This window comes from Kitasatospora sp. NPDC088742, assembly GCF_055584905.1.
This window is the reverse complement of record NZ_JBVJLD010000003.1, coordinates 157613-177032: the sequence shown is the minus strand read 5'-3', so window position 1 is coordinate 177032 and position 19420 is coordinate 157613. Positions and strand designations below refer to the sequence as shown.

Here is a 19420-nt window from a genome sequence, read left to right as displayed (position 1 = left end):
CCGTTGGCGGCGGGGCTCAGGCGCGGGCCACCGACTGCGGGAAGGCGAAGACGCCGTCCGGGTCGTACGCGGCCGAAACCGCCTTCAGGCGTGGGAGGTTGGCGCCGTAGTAGGCGGTGCCCCAGTCGGGGAGGGTGGCGTCGATGTAGTTGACGTAGGCGCCGGTGGCTCCGAGGGCGGCCAGGCCGTCGCGGACGGCGTCGACGGAGGCGGTGACGGCGGCCTGGTCCGCGCGGGTGGCGCTCGCGTAGACCTGGGCGGAGGCCAGGGCGGAGCGGTGCGGGAAGGCGGTGGCGTCGGGGGCGAGCTCGGCGACGGCGCCGCCGAGGGAGTCCAGCAGGAGGTCCAACCCGCTGCGGCCGTCCAGGAGTTGGACCAAGCGGCCGGAGTCGAGCGGGCCCGGGAGCATCCGGGAGACCGCGACGAAGGAGGACCGGGGCAGGCGGCCGCCCTCGGAGACGGGGTGGCACTGGGCGATGGTGTCGTTGGCGCAGCCGGCCATGTACTTCATCGCGTCGAGGTAGCTCTTGGGCACGGCGGTGCGGAAGGTGGTCCGGCCGCCGGCCCGGGCGACCAGGGCGTCCAGCAGCGGGGCGAGCGCGGCCTCGGTGCCGACGTAGCAGCCGCCGACTCGGGCGGTGGGCGGAGTGCCGCCCGAGACCACGCAGTTGGACCACAGCTCCGTCGGGGCGTCGGCGATCCACTCCTGCCAGGCGCCGACCACCTCGGGCGCCGAGCCGGCCGGGAAGCGCAGGGCGAAGACGGTGAGCCCGGGCGCCGGGGCGGTGCGGAAGGTGAAGGAGGTGACCACGCCGAAGTTGCCGCCACCGCCGCCGCGCAGCGCCCAGTACAGGTCCGGCTCGCACTCCTCGGAGACGCTCAGCACCCGGGAGTCGGCCGTCACCAGCTCCGCGCCGGCCAGCCGGTCGCAGGTCAGCCGGTAGTGGCGGGCCAGCACGCCGATGCCGCCGCCGAGGGTGAGACCGCTGACCCCGACGGTCGGGCAGGACCCGGCCGGGAGCAGCCGGCCCGCCGCCGCCAGCGCCGCGTAGACCTCGATCAACCGGGCCCCGGCACCGACCCGGGCGGTGCCGTCGGCGTCCACCTCGACCCGGGCCATCGGGCGCAGGTCCATCACCAGGCCGTCGGAGGGCACGCTGTAGCCGAGGTAGCTGTGGCCGCCGCTGCGCGCGGCGATCGGGACGCCGTGGCCGCGGGCGGCGTCCAGGCACCGCTGGACGTCCTGCGCCGAGGTGCAGGAGGCGACGGCGGCGGGGTACTGACGGTCGTTCAGCTCGTTGTAGCCGAGCCGCGCCACCGCGTACCCCTGGTCACCGGGCAGCAGCAGCCGCCCGTCCAGCCGGGCCTTCAACGCCGCCCAGTCCGGCGGTACGGCCCGCCGGGCGGTCACGGTCGCGGTCGCGGCCCGGGCCGGCTGAACGCCGGTGGCCGCCAGCGCACCGCCCAGCCCGAGCGCGGTCAGGAACCCCCGTCGGTCGATCGACATCCGCCCGCTCCTCCCGTTCGGCACCACTGCGGGCCATCGTGCCCCCGGCCCGGCCCGTCCTGACGGAGGCTCAGCCGGGCGCCGCCCGCTTCACCTCGACGGACGGCGCACGCCCGGCGCATCCGGGTACCGCGGACGCTCGGGCCAGGTGCCCGCCGCGCCGCTCCCGCCGACGTGCCGTCAGGCGTCCCGCGTACCCGATCGGCCGCCCGGCTCGTTGGCAGGGCATGAAGAAGAGGATCTCCCTCCTGGCGGGCGCGCTGGCGGGTGCCGTGGCGATGACCTCGGGCGCTGCCCATGCCGTCGTCGGCGGCACCAGGGCCTCGACCAAGGACCTGCCCTACGTGCTGATGCTGTCGGACGGCCGCGGCCAGCAGTTCTGCACCGCCGACCTGATCGCGGCGGACACCGCCGTGACGGCCGCGCACTGCCTGGTGAAGAAGGACACCTCGGCCCTCACGGTGGTGGCCGGCCGGGACGACAAGCGCTCGACGACGGGGACGGTGGTCAAGGTCGCCTCGGTGGACGTCCACCCGCAGTTCGCCCCCGCGGCCGCCGAGAAGGGCTACGACGTGGCCGTGCTCCACCTCGCCGGGCCGCTGACCGGGTACCCGGCGGTGCCGCTGGCCCGTCGCGGGAGCGCACCCGCCGCCGGGGCCTCGGGCACGGTGGCCGGCTGGGGCAACACGGACGCGCACGGCGCGGGTACCCGGTACCTGATGCGGGCGACGGTGCCGGTCGTCGCCCCGGCCACCTGTGCGGCGTGGTACCCGGCCTTCAAGGAGGGCCTGATGACCTGCGCCGGGTACCAGGAGGGCGGCGCCGACACCTGCCAGGGCGACAGCGGTTCACCGCTCGTCGTGCAGGGGGTGCTGGTCGGTCTCAGCTCCTGGGGCGACGGCTGCGGCGAGGCCCGGAAGCCCGGCGTCTACACCGGGGTCGGCCATCCCGCGGTCCACGACTTCATCACCCGTCACACCGGCGCGGTCCACTGACCCGTGCGTCCGTCGGCGGCGCGGAATCGGTGGACACGGTGTTGTGGAGAGGCCGTTGAAGCGGCGGGGGCGGGGAGGTGTCGACGGCGGCCCGGACGGAAGCGGTGCGGGCGAGGGTTTCTGTCGTGCCGTCAGCCCATCGGCCTCGATCCGGCCGAACAAGATCGACGATCTCCTGGGCTGATGAGCCCCGCTCATCGATCGCGGGCCTCCGCCAGGGCGGCCAGCATCGGCTCGCGGGCCGGATCGTCCGGCGGCAACAGGGCGACGGCCCGGTCCAGTTGTCGCAGGGCGGCCCGCCGCAGGCCGGCCGGGTCGAGGGTGGGGCCGTCCAGGCGGGACAGCGCCAGCAGGGCGGAGCCGAGGTTGAAGGCGACGTACGGCTCGGCGCTCCCGCCCGCTGCCCCGGCCAGGGCCTCGCCGAACAGTCCGACTGCGAGGGCGAGGGCGGCCTCGTCCCGCTCCTCGGCGGCGGCTTCGTACAGCCCGGCGGCGACCAGGTTGAGCAGCTCGTGGGCGGGGGCCGGGCGCGGCGGGTGCGCCTCGACCAGTTCGCGGAGGCCCGCGGGCACCACCTCGGGACGGACCGCGAGCACGGTCGCGAGGAGGGCCTCGAACGCGGGCTCGTCCCAGGGCGACTCGCCCGGCAGGCGCGCGAGCCGGGCGGCGTGATAGCTCGCCGCCAGGTAGACGGTCTCCACGTCGACGGCCGCCGCTCCCCCGGGCTGGTCGGGGGTGAGCCGCTCCCTCGCCCCGTACACGAGGGCGGCCGTGCGGTGACGCAGGCTCAGCTCCCGCAGGGAGTCCTCCGGTTGGGCGTCGAACGGCGGCCCCCACTCGGGCCCGCCCATCGCCTCGCCGATCGCCTCGCGCACCGCGTCGCGCATCCGCGGACCGAGCACCGCCATCCCCGCCCCCACTCCCGTCGACGTCGACCGGCGGACAGCGTAGCCAAGGGCCGTCGATCCGGCGGGAGTTCACCGGAAGTCGCCCTTAGGGCATCAGACCAACGGGCAGCCGGCCGGTCGGCGTTCAACTGCGGCGGACTTTCGACAGGCCTGCCACCGTCAGACCGTGCGGTCGACCCGTTCGAGGACGGCGGCGTTCGCCAGGTCGGTGGAGGGGTCGGAGACGTGCACGCAGTAGACGCCGGCCTCCCGGCGGGTGGTGGAGTCCACGTTCTTCCCGGTGACCACCGTGCCGTTCCCGAGGACGTGCGCCGCGGCCCGCGCGTAGGGGGCCTCGGCCGGTGCGGCAGCGGCGGCGGGGGCCGCGAGCAGGCCGGTGAGCATCGCGACACCGGCCAGGACGGACGTTCCTCGGCGCATGGGGGTACCTCTTCTCCGGAGCACTGGGTTCGTACGCACCCCGCCCGACCGGAGCGCGCCTCCGGTGGCCATGGTCACGACCGGCCCCCGTCCGGCGGACCGGCACCACGCGGAAGCCCCGGTCGTAGGACAACCGCCACCGGGGCCGCCGACTGGTCCGGAAGGGGGCGGCCCGTGCCATCGGGGTTTCCGGCCCGGGCCGCCGGGGATGATCGTCGCCAATCACCACGCTCCGGGCGTGGGCACGAGAAGGGCACGCGGGATGGCACAGGGCACGGTCAAGTGGTTCAACGCGGAGAAGGGGTTCGGCTTCCTGGAGCAGGACGGTGGCGGGCCGGACGTCTTCGTGCACTTCTCGGAGATCCAGACCACCGGCTTCCGCAGCCTGGAGGAGGGCCAGCGGGTCGAGTTCGAGGTCGGCCAGGGCCCGAAGGGTCCGCAGGCCCAGCAGGTGCGCGTGCTCTGAGCCTCCCTGACGCCGGGTCAGGCCGCGAGTGGCCCGGCCCGGCGCCGCCGGGGGCCGGTCAGCCGCCGAGGGCCTCGTCGTCGGACTCCCAGCGCAGCAGGTCGCCGGGCTGGCAGCCGAGTGCCTCGCAGAGCGCGGCCAGGGTCGCGAAGCGGACGGCCTTGGCGCGGCCGTTCTTGAGCACCGCGAGGTTGGCCGGCGTGATCCCGACCCGGTCCGCGAGCTCGCCCACCGACATCTTGCGGCGGGCCAGCATCACGTCGATGTCGACCACGATCGGCATCAGATCACCTCGTCCAGCTCGGCCCGCAGCTCGGTGGCCTGGGCGAGCAGCATCCGGAGCACGAGCACCACGAGCGCGACCCCGAGGATCCCCAGGCCGATCCCGGCCATGATCACGGTGACCCCCGGGTCGTCCCGCTGCCCCGGCGCGTTGACCGCGGTGACCACGAACCAGAGCAGGGCGACGCTCACGACCGAGCCGATCACCCCGTTCACGTAGCGGAAGGCCGCGTGCGAGAACACGGTGCCGCGCCGCACCATCGCCACCAGCCGCCAGACGCAGTACAGCGCCACCTGGGCGGCGCCCGTCCCCAGCACCACGATCACCCGGAACGCGGTCAGCGGCACCGACCCGTCCTCCGGGTCGCTCCCGCTGATCAGCGTCCAGAGCATCAACACCTGGAGCAGCACCGTTCCGGTGAACACCACCCCGAGCACGGCACGCAGGGCGCGCACGGTGAACCGTCCCATGACTCATCCCTCCATCGATCAACGATGGGAATCTATCGATTTTCGATAGGGGACACAAGGCCGGCGCCCGACGCGGGTCAGACCAACCGGTCGTGGTGCTGAGCGGCGACGGCCCGCACCAGCGCGGCGAAGCCCTCCCGGGACCGGTGCTGCCGCCGCTCCGCCCCCTCGCCGTCCCCGTCCGCCGCCTCCTCCTCCGCCTCCTCCAGCGCCTCCTCCAGCGGCTCGGCGTACTCGTCGTGCAGCAGCCAGCAGCCCTGGATGCCGGTGAGCAGGTCCTCCAGCAAGTCCCGGGCCGGGCGCTTCGGGTCGAGCGGGGTCAGCCGCAGCTCGGGGCCCTCGTCGTCCTCGTCCTCGTCCTCCTCCGCGTAGGCGGCGAGCAACTCCTCGGCCTCCTCCAGCTGTTCGCGGAAGGCCGCCGGATCCGGCAGCACCCCGTCGGCCACCCGCAGGGCGTGCCGCACCAGGCCGGTGACCACGTCGTACGGGGAGGCCCCGGCCTCGATCAGCTCCAGGACCAGCGTCGGCGTCTCGTACGGCAGGGACTCGACGGCGTCCGCCTCCCGGACCACGTCGGCGACCGGGTGGCCGGAGACGGCGGCGGCCGCCTCGGCCGCGGCGGCCAGCCAGTGCGCGGCGGCCACCGCCGCGGCGGTCGGGTCCACCTCGGAGAAGAGCGCGGCGGGGCCGAACGGGTTCCCCTCCAACAGCCGGTCGGCGGCGGCCACTTGGACCGGGGAGGCGTCCTCGCGGGAGAGCAGCACGGCCTGCTGCGCCCGGCCGCCGAGGTCCCCCAGCTCGGCCGCCTCCACCGCGGCCAGCTCGCCCCGCACCTCGGCCCGGACGGCCTCGGTCAACTCCGGTACGGCGAGCGCCAGCAGGGCCCGGCCGATCCGGTTGGCGTTCTCCACCAGCGGGCTGGAGGAGACGGTGATCGAGCCGCCGTGCGGCAGGTGCGGCTCGGCCACCGCCTGCGCGACCTCCTCGAAGGCCGTGCGCTCGCGCTCGCGGTGCCAGCCCTCGGTGCCCGGCTCCAGGGAGTCCGCGGCGCCGGCCGGGTGGGTGTAGGTGTACCAGGCGGCGGAGGAGAGCTGGGTGAGCACGCTGGCCAGCCGCGAGAGGCCCGCCAGGTCGGTGCCCACCGGGACGGCGGCGACCCTGGCGGCCAAGTCCCCCTCCCCGCTCCCCCAGGTGGCGATGAGCTCGTACCGAACGGGATCGACGCTGTACCGGGTCATGACGGACCACCTCCAGGCTCCGCACCGTCATATCACCTGCCGCCGACGCCCCGTGGCCGGATCCACCGCGAAACGCCCTGACAGCAGGCGACGGAGGACGGAAAGAAGGCGGTGTGGTGACGCCCGCCTGAGGGAGCGTCACCGCACCGCCGGGTGTCAGGCCTCCAGGCGCGGGGTGCGCCCCGGCTCCGTCCGCCGCGCGCCGGTCGCCTCGAAGGCGGCGCCGAGCGCGAGCAGGGCGTTGTCGTCGTAGGCGCGGCCCGCGAAGGTCAGGCCGACCGGCATGCCGGTGTCGGCCATGGTGCCCATGGGCACGGTCACGGTCGGGATGCCGAGGTGACGGGGCACCAGGTTGCCGTTGGCGACCCAGACGCCGTTGCGCCAGCCGAGCCCGGCGGAGGCCTCGTTCACGTCCATGTCGGCCGGGCCGACGTCGGCCAGCGCGGGGAAGACCACCGCGTCCAGGCCGAGCCCGTCCATCCACTGCTCCAGGTCGACCCGGCGGGTCTCCTCCAGGCCGCGCAGGCCCTGCTCCAGGTGCGGCATGTCGGTGAAGGAGGCGTACGGGCGCTCCTTCACGAAGCGCGGGTAGTCGCCGATGGTGTCGTCGAAACCGGCGTAGCGGTCCGGGAGTTCGCCCTGGTGCTTGGGCCAGATCCGGTCGGCGTCCACCTCGGCGATGCTCGGCAGGGCCGGGTCGCCGTTGGCGCGCAGGAAGTCGTCCCAGGCCCAGGCGGAGAGGTCCTCGATCTCGACCTTGAGGAAGTCCCGGCCGACGAACCCGCGGGTGAACAGCGAGGGCGCGCCCGGGCGGTCCGCCTCGTAGTTGGACACCACCGGGAAGTCGACCACGACCACCTCGGCGCCGGCCGCCTCCAGGTCGCGGCGGGCGGCCTCCCACAGGGCGATCACCGAGGCGCGGGTCTCCACCCGCTGCCCGGTCTGGCCGCCGATGCCGCCCTCGGGGTTGGTGCCGGCCTCCGGGTCGGCGTTGACGTACATCGCCGGAACGCCGACCCGCTTGCCGGCCAGCGCGGCGCGCGCGGCCGCGGCGTCGGCGGGGGCGAGCGCGGGGTAGGAGGCGGGGCGGACCTCGGAGGCGGCCGGCAGCTCCACCCAGGGCTGGGCGCGCCACAGGTCGCCGCGGGTCTCCGCGTCGTCGGCCACCACGACGTCCAGCAGTTCGAGCAGGTCGGCCATGGTGCGGGTGTGCGGGACCACGACGTCCATGGTCGGCACCAGCGGCCAGTTGCCGCGCACCGAGATGACGCCGCGGCTGGGCGTGTAGGCGCAGAGCGCGTTGTTGGAGGCCGGGGCACGGCCGGAGGACCAGGTCTCCTCGCCGAGGCCGAAGGCGCCGAAGGAGGCGGCGGTGGCGGTGCCCGAGCCGTTGGAGGAGCCGGAGCCGTAGGCGCTGGTCAGCCACTCGGCGTTGTACGGGCTCTCGGCGCGGCCGTAGACCCCGCGCTGCATGCCGCCGTTGGCCATCGGCGGCATGTTGGTCAGGCCGATCAGCACCGCCCCGCCGGCCCGCAGCCGCTCGATCGCGAAGGCGTCGCGCTGGGCCACCAGGTGCTCGAAGGCGGGCGAACCGGCCGCCGCCGTCAGGCCCTCGGCGAGGTAGCTGTCCTTCGCGGTGTACGGGATGCCGTCCAGCGGGCCGAGCGTCTCGCCGCGGGCGCGGCGCGCGTCGGAGGCCTCGGCCTCGGCGCGGGCCGCGGGGTTCATCACGACCATGGAGTTGAGCGCGGTGGCGGTGCCGGGGCGGTCGTACGCCTCGATCCGCGCGAGGTACGCGTCCAGCAGCTCGACCGAGGTGGTCTCGCCCTTCTCCAGCGCCGCGCGCAGGCTGGCGATACCGGCTTCCACAACATCGAATCCGCGCGTCATTGCGGGTCTCTCCTGGCAGGTCGGGGCAGAGGAATCGTACTGACTAGATTTTCAGTCTAGACTAACGGTCTAGAACGACGGAACCGGGGATGGGGCCATGGTCGAGAGGAAGCGTCAGCCGAGCGGCGACGAGGCGCGCGAGAAGGCGATGCGGGCCGCCATCGCGGCCATCGCCGAGAAGGGCCCGGCCGGTGTGCGGATGGCCGACATCGCGGCCCGAGCCGGCATGAGCACCGGCCACATCCTCTACCACTTCGGCCGCAAGGACCGGCTCCTGCTGGAGGTCCTCGCCTGGAGCGAGGCCGACCTCGGCGCCCGCTTCGAGGAGGCCGCCGGGCGGGCCGCAGGCGCCGGCGAGAAGCTGGCCCTCTTCGTCCGCTACTACCTCCCGCGCCGGCAGGGCGACGAGCGCTACGGCCTGTGGACCCACATGTTCGCCCGTCAGCACGACGACGCCGACCGGCACTTGCTCACCGAACTCTCCGACACCTGGGACGCCCGCCTGGAGGCCGTCGTCCGCGAGGGCCGGTCCCGCGGCGAGTTCGCCCCCGTCGACCCGGTCGACTTCACCATCCGCGCCGTCGCCATGCTCAACGGCATCTCCGCCGACATCATGTTCGGCCGCCCCCGCTGGCAGCAGGCCTCCCCCGACGCCTTCGCGCTGGCCGCCCTGGAGCGCGAACTCCGGCCCGCCTGACGGCCGGTGGCATGTGAGGTACGGGCTTCTCACGGGTCACGGTCGCGGATACCGTGAGAAGCATGAGTGTCGACGACCTTGAGAGCGGCGGGGCGCCCTTACTCGGCGAGCCCCTCACCATCGAGCTGGCCAACGCCACCTACGCCGTCCGCGGCCGCTTCGTGGACGGGCTCCGGACCACCGAGCACCTGGCCGCCTGGCTGCGCGACAACCGCGCACGCTTCACCGAGGCCATCCCCGACCAGGACCTGCTGACGGTCGGCCCGGACGCGCTGGACGCCACCCGCCGGCTGCGCGACGCGGTCCGGCTGCTCACCGACGCCGCCGCCCACCGCACCCGCCCGCCGCAGGAGGCGGTCGAGACCGTCAACCGGCAGGTCCGCACCACTCCGCGCTGGCGGGAGCTGAGTTGGGACGGCAGCGACCCCGTCGCCGCCACCCGCACCGCCTCCGACCCGGTCGGCGCCGCCCTCACCGAGGTCGCCCAGCAGACCGTCGACCTGTTCTCCGGCCCCGACCTGGACAAGGTGACCGCCTGCGAAGCCCCCGGCTGCGTCCTGTACTTCGTCAAGGACCACCCCCGCCGCGAGTGGTGCTCACCGGCCTGCGGCAACCGCGCCCGGGCCGCCCGGCACTACGCGCGGAGCAAGCGGAGCGCCTGACCGCGCACCTGAACCCTTACGGCTTGCTGACGTCCCGCCCTGGTTCCCCGAGCCGGGCCGCCTCCGGGCGTAGCGTCCGGGCATGGACATTCTGCTGACCGGCGGCGCCGGGTTCATCGGTTCCGCCGTGGCCACCCGGCTGGTGGCGCAGGGGCACCGGGTGCGGGTGCTGGACGCGCTGCTCCCCGCCGCGCACGGCGCCCCCGGGCGCCACCCCGAACTGCCCGCCGGGATCGAGGAGTTCGTCCACGCGGACGTCCGGGACCGGACGGCGGTGGAGCGGGCGCTCGACGGGGTGACGGCGGTGTGCCACCAGGCCGCGATGGTCGGGCTGGGGGTGGACCTGGAGGACGCCCCCGAGTACGTGGGCTGCAACGACCTGGGGACGGCCGTGCTGCTGGCCGCGATGGCCCGGCGTGGGGTGCGGGACCTGGTGCTCGCCGGATCGATGGTGGTGTACGGCGAGGGCCGGTACGACTGCGCCGAGCACGGCGGGGTCGCCCCCGGTCCGCGCCGAGTGGCGGACCTCTCGGCCGGACGGTTCGAGCCGCCCTGCCCCGAGTGCGGCGAGCCGCTCCGCCCCGGCCTGGTCACCGAGGACGCACCCACCGACCCCCGCAACGTCTACGCCGCCACCAAACTCGCCCAGGAGCACCTGGCCTCCGCCTGGGCCCGGGCCTGCGGCGGACGGGTCCTGACGCTCCGTTACCACAACGTCTACGGCCCGGGGATGCCCCGGGACACCCCGTACGCGGGCGTCGCCTCGCTCTTCCGCTCCGCCCTCGCCCGGGGCGAGGCCCCGCAGGTCTTCGAGGACGGCGGCCAGCGGCGGGACTTCGTGCACGTGGACGACGTGGCCGGGGCGAACGCCGCCGCCCTCGCGGCGGTGGCGGACCGCCCGGACGGCACCGCCCGGGTCTACAACGTCGGCAGCGGGGAGCCCCACACCGTCGGACAGATGGCGGCGGCCCTCGCCACGGCGACGGACGGCCCCCCGCCGGTGGTCACCGGCCGGTTCCGGCTCGGCGACGTCCGGCACGTCACCGCCGACTCCGCCCGCCTGCGACGGGAGTTGGGCTGGCAGCCGCAGGTCGGCTTCGCCGAGGGAATGGCGGAGTTCGCCGCCGCCCCGCAGCGCGGCGCCGCACCGGCGGCCTCGGGCTGACCGGCGGCCGGCCCGGGCGCGCGGCCGCCGGCCCCGCCGCTGACCGACGGATGGTCAGAACTCGGAAAGCACAAGGCCGTTAGGGCGAATGTCCGACCGCCCGGCGCCGGGCGCGGAGCGGTTCGACCAGGTGCGGCGCGGCCCCGCCGAAGGCGCGGACCAACCCGCCGGCAGCAGCCCCGGGGTCAGACCGGACGCCCCGCCGTGGGGAGGCGGATCTCGAAGCGGCAGCCGCCGTCGACGTTGGACACGGTGGCGCTGCCCGCGTGGGCCTCGGCGATGCCGCGGACGATGGCCAGGCCCAACCCCGCGCCGCCACCGGCGCGTTCGGCCCCGTCGGCGCCGCCGAGCAGGTGCGGGGTGCGGGCGCTGCTGCCGCGCCAGCCGGTCTCGAACACCCGGGGGAGGTCCTCCTCCGGGATGCCGCCGCAGGCGTCGGTGACCGCGAGCACCACCTCGTCGGCCTGCCGGCTGGCGGTGACCGCGACCACGCCGTCCGCGGGGGTGGAGCGGATCGCGTTGACCAGCAGGTTGCCCAGCGCCCGGGAGACCTCCCGGCCGTCGACCTCCACCGGCGCGGGGTCGACCTGCCCGCCCAGCAGCCGCACGCCGCGCTCGCGGGCGAGCGGGTCGGCGCAGGCGAGGGCGTCCCCGACCAGGTCGAAGCAGGAGATCCGGGAGGGGGTGAGGTGGAGCGCTCCGGCCTGGAGCCGGGAGAGTTCGAAGAGGTCGTCGACCATCCCGGTGAGCCGGTCGACCTCGGCGCCGATCCGGCGGTGGTAGCGGTCCGGGTCCTCGGCGATGCCGTCCTCCAGCGCCTCGGCCATGGCGCGCAGCCCGGCCAGCGGGGTGCGCAGGTCGTGGGAGATCCAGGCGATCAGCTCCCGCCGGGAGGCCTCCAGGGTCTGCTCGCGACGGCGGGATTCGGCGAGCCTCGCGCTGGTAGCGGCCAACTCTGCGCTGAGCTGGGCGAGTTCGGCGTTGAGGGGCCCGGAGGGCGCGGCGAATCCGCCGTCGCTGCCGACGGTCCGGGCGGCGACGGCCAGGGCCCGGCTGCCGCTGACGGCCTGCCGGCCGAGCACGGCGGCGGCCAGCAGGGAGACCACCGCGCCTATGGCCAGCACCGTCATCACCACGCCGAGGTCGTGCTCGGAGAGGAACATCGCCTGGGCCACGGCGGTGGTGCCGGAGGCCATGGCCAGCACCGTGACCACGGCGACGGCGAACAGCGAGAGTGCCACCGAGCGCCGTCGCAGCGCGCGGACGGCCGGCCAGCCCAGCAGGGCGGCGGCGCCGGCCCCGAGGGCGGCGTAGGCGGCGATGAGCAGGAGGTCCTTCATGACGGTGGGTCAGCTCCCTGTCGGGTCGAAGCGGTAGCCGACGCTCCACACGGTGGTGATCAGCCCGGGGGTGGCGGGGTCGTCCTCGATCTTCTCGCGCAGCCGGCGGATGTGGACGGTGACGGTGGAGCGGTCGCCGAACTCCCAGCCCCAGACCCGCCGCATCAGCTCCTCCCGGGAGAAGGCCGTGCCGGGGTGGCGCAGCAGGAACTCCAGGAGGTCGAACTCCCGCAAGGTGAGGGCGAGTTCGCGCCCAGCGCGGTAGCAGCGGCGCCCGGCCGGGTCGAGCAGCAGGTCGCCCGCGGCCAGCACGGCGGGCTGCGGGGCGCGGGCGGCGCCGCGGCGCAGCACCGACTGGACCCGCAGGGTCAGCTCGCGGGGGCTGAACGGCTTGGTGACGTAGTCGTCCGCGCCGAGCTCCAGGCCGAGCACCCGGTCGGCCTCGTCGCCCTTGGCGGTGAGCATCACGACCGGCAGGCCGGCGCCGTCGGGCCGCTCGCGCAGCCGCCGGCAGACCTCCAGGCCGTCGATGCCGGGGAGCATCAGGTCGAGGACGACCAGGTCGGGCCGGTGGGCGGCGGCGGCCGCGAGGGCGGCCGGCCCGTCGGCGGCGCGGTCGACCAGGAAACCCGCGCGCAGCAGGTATCCGGCGACGACCTCGGCGACGGTCGGGTCGTCGTCGACCACGAGGATCCGGGCGGCGGCGGGGGCAGCCGGGGCGGGGGCAGGCAGGTTCACGTGGTGAGCGTAGGCGCTGTGACCGCCGCCCGGGAGGACGGGCTCGCAGCGCGTAGCACTTCCGTAAGCAGGTCGCGGCGGGCCGGGGGCGGTGTCCGGCACTAGCGTGAAACGGGTGACCACTCCCTCCCTCCCCGCCTCCGTCGACGTGGTGCTGCCGTGTCTGGACGAGGCCGCCGCACTGCCCTGGGTCCTGGGCCGGATGCCCGTCGGGTGGCGGCCGATCGTGGTGGACAACGGCTCCACCGACGGCTCGGCCGCCATCGCCGCCGGCCTGGGCGCCACCGTGGTGCACGCGCCGCAGCGCGGCTTCGGCGCCGCCTGCCATGCCGGACTCTCGGCCGCCACGGCGGAGTTGGTGTGCTTCCTGGACTGTGACGGTTCGTTGGACCCGGGCCAGCTGCCCCGGGTGCTGGAGCCGGTGCTGGCGGGTGCCGCCGATCTGGTGCTCGGCCGGCGGCGGCCGACCACCGCCGGGGCCTGGCCGCTGCACGCCCGGCTGGCCAACGCCGAGCTGGCCCGGCGGCTGCGGGCCCGCACCGGTGCGCCGCTGCACGACCTGGGACCGATGCGGGCCGCCCGGCGGGAGCGGCTGCTGGCCCTCGGGCTGGCGGACCGGCGCTCGGGATACCCGCTGGAGATGGTCCTGGCCGCCTCGGCGGCCGGGATGCGGATCGCCGAGACCGAGGTGAACTACCTTCCCCGGTCCGGGCGTTCGAAGGTGACCGGGACGCTGCGCGGCACCCGGCAGGCCGTCCACGACATGCGGGCGGTCCTCGCCGCACCGCCGCCGACCCTGCTGGTGCTCGCCAAGGCCCCGGTCCCTGGCCGGGTCAAGACCCGGCTCACCCCCGCGTTCACGCACCGTCAGGCGGCCGAGCTGGCCGAGGCGGCGCTCGCCGACACGCTGGCCACCCTCTCCACCGTGCCGGCCGGGGCGCGGGTGCTGGTCCTGGAGGGCGAGCCGGGTGGGTGGCTGCCAGGCGGCTGGCGGGTGGTGCCGCAGGCCGGCGGCGGGCTCGACCAGCGGCTGACGGCGGCGTTCGGGCACGCCCCGGCCGGCGCCCCCGCCCTGCTGCTCGGCATGGACACCCCGCAGGTGGAGGCCGCGACCCTGGCCGCCCCGCTGGCTCCCGGGGCCCGCGCGGGGGTGGACGCCTGGTACGGCCCGGCCTCCGACGGCGGCTTCTGGGCGCTCGGCCTGGCCCGGCCCGCCGAGGCGCTCGCCGGCCGGCTGCTGCTCGGCGTCCCGATGTCCACCCCGCACACCGGTGCGGCGCTGCTGGAGCGGCTGGACCGGGCCGGGCTGCGCGTCCACCGGCTGCCGCGGCTCACCGACGTGGACGACGCCGCGACCGCCGCCGAGGTCGCCGCCACCGCACCCGGCAGCCGCTTCGCCGCGCGCCTGTCCGGGATCACCGCCGCCGCCCGGGCGCAGCGGTGACCGGCGGCGGGACCACGGCGACCGCCTGCGGGACCCCGGCCCGGCCGTGGATCGACGACCCGTTCACCCGGGCGGTCCGCACCGGGCGCGGGCCGCTCTGGCTGCGCCGCGAGGACGGCTCCCGGCACCGGCTGGAGGTGGAGCGCTGGTGCGCGCCGCCCGACCGGGCCGACCGGACGGTGCTGGAGCGCTGCCGGCACCGGGGCGGACCGGCCCTGGACGTCGGCTGCGGCCCGGGGCGCCTGGTCGCCGAACTGCTGGCCACCGGTGTCCCGGCCCTCGGTGTGGACCTGACCGAGGCGGCCGTCACCCGCACCCGGGGGCTGGGCGGCAGCGCCCTGTGCCGCTCGGTCTTCGACCGGCTGCCCGGCGAGGGCCGCTGGGGCACGGTGCTGCTGGCCGACGGCAATCTGGGCATCGGCGGCGACCCGGCCGCCCTGCTGGACCGGGTGGCCCAACTGCTCGTCCCCGGAGGGCTGTTGATAGCCGAGGTGGAGCCGGTGGAGGTGGACGAGCGGCTGCTGGTGCGGATCGAGGACGGCGACGGGCGGACCGGGCCGCCGTTCCGCTGGGCCCGGCTGGGGGCCGAGGCGCTCGCCCGGTGCGCCCGGCCGGCCGGGCTGGTGGAGACCGAGCGCTGGACCGCCGACGGCCGCCGCTTCACCGCCCTGCGGCGGAGCTGACCCGGGGCCGGCGTCGCGCCACCGCTCCGGCCAGCACCACCAACAGCGCGGCCCCGTAAGCCGGTTGCTGCGCCTGACCACCCGTCAGGTAGAGCATCTGGGCGGCGGCCGGAACGGCCAGCCACTCCCAGCGCCCGTCCAACGCGACCAGCGCCACCACCAGCAGCCCGTACCAGGGGTAGGCCGGGGCGACCACCAGCAGCGCCGTCCCGGTCACCACCAGGGCGCCGCTCCACGGCCGTTGCGGATCGCCCCGGAACAGCACCCACGCCACGGCCGCCAGGATCACCAACACGCCTGCCACCGCCGCCAGTCGGTCCGGCAGCACCAGCCGCAGCAGCCCGAAGCGGTCGAAGCCGTCCTGCTGGTAGCCCTCCTCCCGCAGGTAGCCCGGCAGGTAGCCGAGCACCGCGCCGCCCGAGGCCGCCAGATAGGGCAGGTAGGAGAGGGCGAAGGTGACCACCGCCGCCAGCGGCAACACCAGGTCACGCGGGCGCGGCCACCGGGCGAACACGCCCGACAGCGCACCGGGCAGGGCCAGCGCCGGTACCAGCTTGGTGGCGACCGCGAGCCCCAGCAGCCCGCCGCCGAGCACCGCCCGGCCCCGCCGCGCCGCCGCCAGCCCGGCCACCAGCAGCAGCGCCCCGAGCGCGTCGACGTGCGCGTCGTTCACCGCCCACACCGCCACCCCCGGACACCACCCCCAGAGCGCGGCCCGCCACGGCGGCCCGGCGTCCGTCCGCCGCAGCACCAGCAGCAGCGCGCCCGTGGTGGCCACCGCCAGCAGCGCGCCGCCGACTTGGGCGGCCCGCACCCCGTACCGGCCGCCGAGCGCGTACAGCCCGGCGAACCAACCCTCGGCCACCGGTGGGTAGATGGTGTGCACGGACGGCCGGTTGACCTTGCTGCACTCGCCCGCCGAGGTCCGCCGTTCGTCCCAGCCCGCGCAGGGGCCGCCGGGCGGGAAGAGCTCGGGCGCGCGGGCCCGCAGCCCGGCCAGCGCGGGGGCGTCCGGGGCGTGGTCGTACGGGGAGATCCCGGCGGCCTGCACCCGGCCGTCCCACAGGTAGCGGTAGGCGTCGTCGCTGGTGCGGGGCGGAGCCAGCAGCCCGGTCAGCGCGACGGCGACGCTGCCCGCCAGCGCCACCCGGGCCACCGGCCCCGGCGGCACCCGGCGCAGCAGGGCGACGGCGAGCGCGAAGAGCGCCCCGTCGAGGGCGTACCAGCCGTACAGCCCGCCGCGCTCGCCGAGCGTGCCGCCGCCCCGCACCGTGGCGGCCAGTGCGGCGACCAGCGCCGCCAGGGCGAGGACGGCGGGCCAGACCGGGCGGGCCGGGCGGACGGAGCGGGCGGGGCCGGCGAGGCGCTGGGTGTCGGACACTCCGTCAGCGTGCCACCGCCGCACCGGTGCGGACCGTAGCCGCGAGCCGCCGTAGGACTTCCGTAAGCATGTCGCACCCACCGCAGCCGCCGGATCGGCGCTCTCATGAAGGCATGAAGGACACCACCACCGGCGGCGCCTCCCGCCGGTTCGACCTGCCCCTGCCGCAGCCGCCGGACGTCCTGCGGATCGGACCGCTGCGCGAGGGCACCTTCCGGTCCCCGCTGCACGAACCGCGCGGCGCCGTGGTCATCGGCCGCTGGCTCGGGGCCGCGATCGTGCTCTGCTTCCTGAGCGGCCTGCTCAGCCACGCCCTCCAGGACCCGCCGGGCTGGCTGCGCGACCACCTGACGAGCCGTCCGGTGAACGGCTACCGGGTGACCCAGGGGCTGCACGTGATCGCCGGGACGGCGGCCGTGCCGCTGCTCGGCGCCAAGCTCTGGACGGTGTACCCGAAGCTCTTCGAGTGGCCGCCAGCCCGCAGCCTGCGGCACCTGCTGGAGCGGCTGGCCATCGCCGTGCTGGTCGCCGCGACCCTGCTGGAGCTGTTCACCGGACTGCTCAACACGCTCCAGTGGTACCCGTGGCCGTTCCCGTTCCGGCAGACCCACTTCTGGCTCGGCTGGACCATCACCGGGGCCCTGCTGCTGCACCTCGCCGCCAAGGCCGCCACCATCGCCGAGCACTGGTGGCGCCCCCGCGTCCCCTTGCCGGGCCGCCGGGCCTTCCTCACCACCGTCACCGCCTCGGTCGCGGCCGTCACCGTCACCACCGCCGGGCAGACCGTCCCCTGGCTGCGCGGCCTCGACCTGTTCGCCCCGCGCCGTCCCGACCTCGGGCCGCAGGGCCTGCCCGTCAACCGCACCGCCGCCCAGGCCGGCACCACCACCGTCCCCGCCGACTGGCGGCTGACCGTCGACGGCCGCCACCCGCTCCGGCTCTCCCGGGCCGAGCTGCTGACGCTCCCTCAGCACACCGTGCGGCTGCCGATCGCCTGCGTCGAGGGCTGGAGCGCCTCCGCCGACTGGACCGGGGTGCGGCTGCGCGATCTGCTCGACCGCGCGGGCGTGGCCGCCGACGCCCGGCTGCGGATCGTCTCCCTGGAGGCCGACGGCCCCTACGCCGTCACCACCATGGAGCCCGTCCACGCCCGCGACCCGCTCACCCTGCTCGCCCTGTCCGTCAACGGCCAGGTGCTGGACGCCGACCACGGCTACCCGGCCCGGGTCATCGCCCCCAACCGCCCCGGCGTCCTCCAGACCAAGTGGGTCTCCCGGATCGAGGTGCTCGGATGAGGGCGCTGCGCCTGGCCACCGGCACGGCCGGTGCCCTGCTGCTCGGCTACGGCGTGTACGGGCTGCTGACCGACCCTCAGATCACCGATCCGCTGGACGTGCTGCTCTGGTCGGCCGGCGCGGTGGTGCTCCACGACGGGCTCTGGGTGCCGCTGGTCCTGCTCGCGGGGGCGCTGCTCACTCGACTCCCGGCGGTACGGGCCGGGCTGACGGTGGCCGCGGCGGTCAGCGCGGTCGCGGTGCCGGCCGTCCTGCGGGCCGGGGAGGACCACGGGAACCCCTCCGTCCTCCCGCTGCCCTACCTGCGCAACTGGCTGCTCCTGCTGGCCGGGATCGCGGCCGTGACCGCCCTCGCCGCTGTCTGGGGCGCCGCCCGCCGGGCCCGGAGCGGTGAACGGGACGGCGGGCGCGCGTCGAAGAGATGACGGAAGTCTGACGCCCGCCCCCCGGGCCTGGTCACGGGCCCGGTGAGCTGGTCGAATCGGGGGCATGACGGACGACAGCGGAGCCGACGGCCGGGGAGCCCCGGTCGGGCGGCGGGTGGTACTGGCCATGCTCGGGCTCGGCGCGGCCGGGGTCGCGGCCGGGCCCTGGCTGCAGCGCGGCGTGGAGGCCGTGGTCGCCGGGGACCCGACCGGGGTGACCGGCCTGCTCCCCGGGGCGAGCGGCTTCCGCTACTACTCGGTGGTCGACTCGGTCCGGCCCCGCACCGCCGCCGACTACGCCCTGACCGTCGACGGCCTGGTGGACCGCCCGGCCGTCTACCGGCTGCCCGAACTCCAGGCCCTGCCGCAGCGCCGGATCGTCCGGGACGTCCAGTGCGTGACCGGCTGGCGGGTGCCCGAGACCAGCTTCGAGGGCGTCCGGCTGGCCGACCTGCTGGACGCCGCCGGGGTGCGGGCGGGTGCCGGCGCCGTCCGGTTCAGCTGCTTCGACGGCGCCTACACCGAGAGCCTGACGCTCGATCAGGCCCGCCGGGAGGACGTCCTGCTGGCGCTACGGATGCAGGACGCGCCGGTCACGCACCAGCACGGCGGGCCGGTGCGGCTGTACGTGGCGCCGATGTACTTCTACAAGTCCGCCAAGTGGCTGTCCGGGATCACCCTCACCCCCGCCGTCGAACCCGGCTTCTGGGAGCGCCGCGGCTACGAGACCGACGCCTGGGTCGGCCGCTCGAACGGACGTGACGATGCCCCGACCTCCTGAGCCCGACCGGCAGCCCGATCAGGTGCCCGAGCGGGTCCGCCGCTTCACCTCCGCCCAGCGGCGGGTGCACCGGGCCACCGCCGCCCTGATGCTCACCTGCCTGGCCACGGCCGCCGCCCTCTACCTCCCGTCGCTGGCCCAACTGGTCGGCCGCCGCGGGCTGGTGCGCACCGTCCACGAGTGGTCCGGCCTGCTGCTCCCGGTGCCGCTCCTGCTCGGCCTGGTCTCCCGGGCCCTGCGCGCCGACCTCACCCGGCTCAACCGCTTCACGGCGGTGGACCGGGCCTGGCTGCGCGGCGTGCGGCACGGCTCGCCCCACCGCCCCGCGGGCAAGTTCAACGCCGGGCAGAAGCTGTACGCGGCCTTCACCGCCGGAGCGGTCCTGGTGATGCTCGGCACCGGCCTGCTGATGTGGTTCACCGGCCTCGCCCCGCTCGCGTGGCGCACCGGCGCCACCTTCGTCCACGACTGGCTGGCCACCGCCGTGGCGACCGCCGTCACCGCCCACGTCTGGCTGGCCGTCAGGGACCCGGAGGCCCGCCGCGGCATGCGCACCGGCACCGTCACCCGCACCTGGGCCGCCCGCGAACACCCCGACTGGACCCCGGACGAGGACCCGGGCCCGGCCTGAC

The 19420-nt window shown here is 75.9% G+C and carries 21 protein-coding genes and 1 pseudogene; 12 read left to right on the top strand and 10 right to left on the bottom strand.

What is annotated here, in order from left to right; genetic code table 11:
- Positions 1-16: 16 nt before the first annotated feature.
- Positions 17-1507, bottom strand: a complete 1491-nt coding sequence (locus ACZ6ZR_RS05175) for an FAD-binding oxidoreductase (protein WP_465639508.1) — start codon at positions 1505-1507, stop codon at positions 17-19.
- Positions 1508-1734: 227 nt separating this feature from the next.
- On the opposite strand from ACZ6ZR_RS05175, the gene ACZ6ZR_RS05170 reads away from it, so the two are divergent.
- Entirely contained in the window at positions 1735-2502 is a 768-nt protein-coding gene (locus tag ACZ6ZR_RS05170; protein WP_465639506.1) for a S1 family peptidase, read from the top strand.
- A gap of 194 nt (positions 2503-2696) precedes the next feature.
- On the opposite strand, the gene ACZ6ZR_RS05165 is transcribed toward ACZ6ZR_RS05170, so the two are convergent.
- A complete protein-coding gene (locus ACZ6ZR_RS05165; protein WP_465639504.1) occupies positions 2697-3410 on the bottom strand; it encodes a hypothetical protein in 714 nt (237 codons plus the stop codon).
- A gap of 159 nt (positions 3411-3569) precedes the next feature.
- A complete protein-coding gene (locus ACZ6ZR_RS05160; RefSeq protein WP_465639502.1) occupies positions 3570-3830 on the bottom strand; it encodes a hypothetical protein in 261 nt (86 codons plus the stop codon).
- 262 nt (positions 3831-4092) lie between these two features.
- On the opposite strand from ACZ6ZR_RS05160, the gene ACZ6ZR_RS05155 reads away from it, so the two are divergent.
- Positions 4093-4296 (top strand): cold-shock protein, encoded by a 204-nt coding sequence (locus tag ACZ6ZR_RS05155; RefSeq protein WP_465639500.1) that lies wholly within the window; start codon positions 4093-4095, stop codon positions 4294-4296.
- 58 nt (positions 4297-4354) lie between these two features.
- Here ACZ6ZR_RS05155 and ACZ6ZR_RS05150 read toward each other — a convergent pair whose 3' ends face one another.
- From ACZ6ZR_RS05150 to ACZ6ZR_RS05135, 4 genes are all read right to left on the bottom strand, one after another.
- A complete protein-coding gene (locus ACZ6ZR_RS05150) occupies positions 4355-4579 on the bottom strand; it encodes a helix-turn-helix domain-containing protein (RefSeq protein WP_465639499.1) in 225 nt (74 codons plus the stop codon).
- Positions 4579-5049: a DUF2975 domain-containing protein gene (locus tag ACZ6ZR_RS05145; protein ID WP_465639497.1), complete on the bottom strand. Its 471-nt coding sequence runs from the start codon at positions 5047-5049 to the stop codon at positions 4579-4581. Before ACZ6ZR_RS05145 ends, ACZ6ZR_RS05150 begins: the two co-directional genes overlap by 1 nt.
- Positions 5050-5126: 77 nt before the next feature.
- The gene (locus tag ACZ6ZR_RS05140; protein WP_465639495.1) at positions 5127-6287 is read right to left on the bottom strand and encodes a hypothetical protein; all 1161 of its coding nucleotides are present in this window, start codon (positions 6285-6287) and stop codon (positions 5127-5129) included.
- Between the two features lie 156 nt (positions 6288-6443).
- Positions 6444-8177 carry an amidase gene (locus ACZ6ZR_RS05135; RefSeq protein WP_465639493.1) on the bottom strand — a complete coding sequence of 578 codons (1734 nt, stop codon included), beginning with the start codon at positions 8175-8177 and terminating at the stop codon, positions 6444-6446.
- A 97-nt stretch (positions 8178-8274) separates the two neighbouring features.
- Between ACZ6ZR_RS05135 and ACZ6ZR_RS05130 the strand changes: the two genes are divergently transcribed.
- The 3 genes from ACZ6ZR_RS05130 (at position 8275) to ACZ6ZR_RS05120 (ending at position 10701) form a co-directional block, all read left to right on the top strand.
- Complete coding sequence (locus ACZ6ZR_RS05130) at positions 8275-8874, top strand: TetR/AcrR family transcriptional regulator (RefSeq protein WP_465639491.1); 600 nt, start codon at positions 8275-8277, stop codon at positions 8872-8874.
- Between the two features lie 62 nt (positions 8875-8936).
- Entirely contained in the window at positions 8937-9536 is a 600-nt protein-coding gene (locus ACZ6ZR_RS05125) for a CGNR zinc finger domain-containing protein (protein WP_465639489.1), read from the top strand.
- Positions 9537-9618: 82 nt separating this feature from the next.
- Positions 9619-10701 carry an NAD-dependent epimerase/dehydratase family protein gene (locus tag ACZ6ZR_RS05120; protein ID WP_465639488.1) on the top strand — a complete coding sequence of 361 codons (1083 nt, stop codon included), beginning with the start codon at positions 9619-9621 and terminating at the stop codon, positions 10699-10701.
- A 185-nt stretch (positions 10702-10886) separates the two neighbouring features.
- On the opposite strand, the gene ACZ6ZR_RS05115 is transcribed toward ACZ6ZR_RS05120, so the two are convergent.
- Positions 10887-12041: a sensor histidine kinase gene (locus ACZ6ZR_RS05115; protein ID WP_465639486.1), complete on the bottom strand. Its 1155-nt coding sequence runs from the start codon at positions 12039-12041 to the stop codon at positions 10887-10889.
- A gap of 9 nt (positions 12042-12050) precedes the next feature.
- Positions 12051-12779 carry a response regulator transcription factor gene (locus tag ACZ6ZR_RS05110; protein WP_465639485.1) on the bottom strand — a complete coding sequence of 243 codons (729 nt, stop codon included), beginning with the start codon at positions 12777-12779 and terminating at the stop codon, positions 12051-12053.
- Positions 12780-12981: 202 nt separating this feature from the next.
- Between ACZ6ZR_RS05110 and ACZ6ZR_RS05105 the strand changes: the two are divergent.
- From ACZ6ZR_RS05105 to ACZ6ZR_RS05095, 3 genes and pseudogenes are all read left to right on the top strand, one after another.
- Positions 12982-13602: pseudogene (locus tag ACZ6ZR_RS05105) on the top strand (glycosyltransferase family 2 protein); the annotation flags it as partial.
- Entirely contained in the window at positions 13582-14223 is a 642-nt protein-coding gene (locus ACZ6ZR_RS05100) for a TIGR04282 family arsenosugar biosynthesis glycosyltransferase (RefSeq protein ID WP_465639642.1), read from the top strand. The pseudogene ACZ6ZR_RS05105 and the gene ACZ6ZR_RS05100, both read left to right, overlap by 21 nt.
- Positions 14220-14906: a class I SAM-dependent DNA methyltransferase gene (locus ACZ6ZR_RS05095; RefSeq protein WP_465639483.1), complete on the top strand. Its 687-nt coding sequence runs from the start codon at positions 14220-14222 to the stop codon at positions 14904-14906. The genes ACZ6ZR_RS05100 and ACZ6ZR_RS05095 overlap by 4 nt, the downstream gene beginning before the upstream one ends.
- On the opposite strand, the gene ACZ6ZR_RS05090 is transcribed toward ACZ6ZR_RS05095, so the two are convergent.
- Complete coding sequence (locus ACZ6ZR_RS05090; RefSeq protein ID WP_465639482.1) at positions 14884-16287, bottom strand: glycosyltransferase 87 family protein; 1404 nt, start codon at positions 16285-16287, stop codon at positions 14884-14886. The two genes, ACZ6ZR_RS05095 and ACZ6ZR_RS05090, sit on opposite strands and share 23 nt — an antisense overlap.
- Positions 16288-16400: 113 nt before the next feature.
- On the opposite strand from ACZ6ZR_RS05090, the gene ACZ6ZR_RS05085 reads away from it, so the two are divergent.
- From ACZ6ZR_RS05085 to ACZ6ZR_RS05070, 4 genes are all read left to right on the top strand, one after another.
- Complete coding sequence (locus ACZ6ZR_RS05085; RefSeq protein WP_465639480.1) at positions 16401-17582, top strand: molybdopterin-dependent oxidoreductase; 1182 nt, start codon at positions 16401-16403, stop codon at positions 17580-17582.
- On the top strand, positions 17579-18007 hold the full coding sequence (locus ACZ6ZR_RS05080) for a hypothetical protein (RefSeq protein ID WP_465639478.1): 429 nt from the start codon (positions 17579-17581) through the stop codon (positions 18005-18007). The genes ACZ6ZR_RS05085 and ACZ6ZR_RS05080 overlap by 4 nt, the downstream gene beginning before the upstream one ends.
- Before the next feature lie 64 nt (positions 18008-18071).
- A complete protein-coding gene (locus ACZ6ZR_RS05075) occupies positions 18072-18788 on the top strand; it encodes a molybdopterin-dependent oxidoreductase (protein WP_465639476.1) in 717 nt (238 codons plus the stop codon).
- Positions 18772-19419, top strand: a complete 648-nt coding sequence (locus ACZ6ZR_RS05070) for a cytochrome b/b6 domain-containing protein (protein WP_465639475.1) — start codon at positions 18772-18774, stop codon at positions 19417-19419. The genes ACZ6ZR_RS05075 and ACZ6ZR_RS05070 overlap by 17 nt, the downstream gene beginning before the upstream one ends.
- The last annotated feature ends 1 nt before the right edge of the window (position 19420 follow it).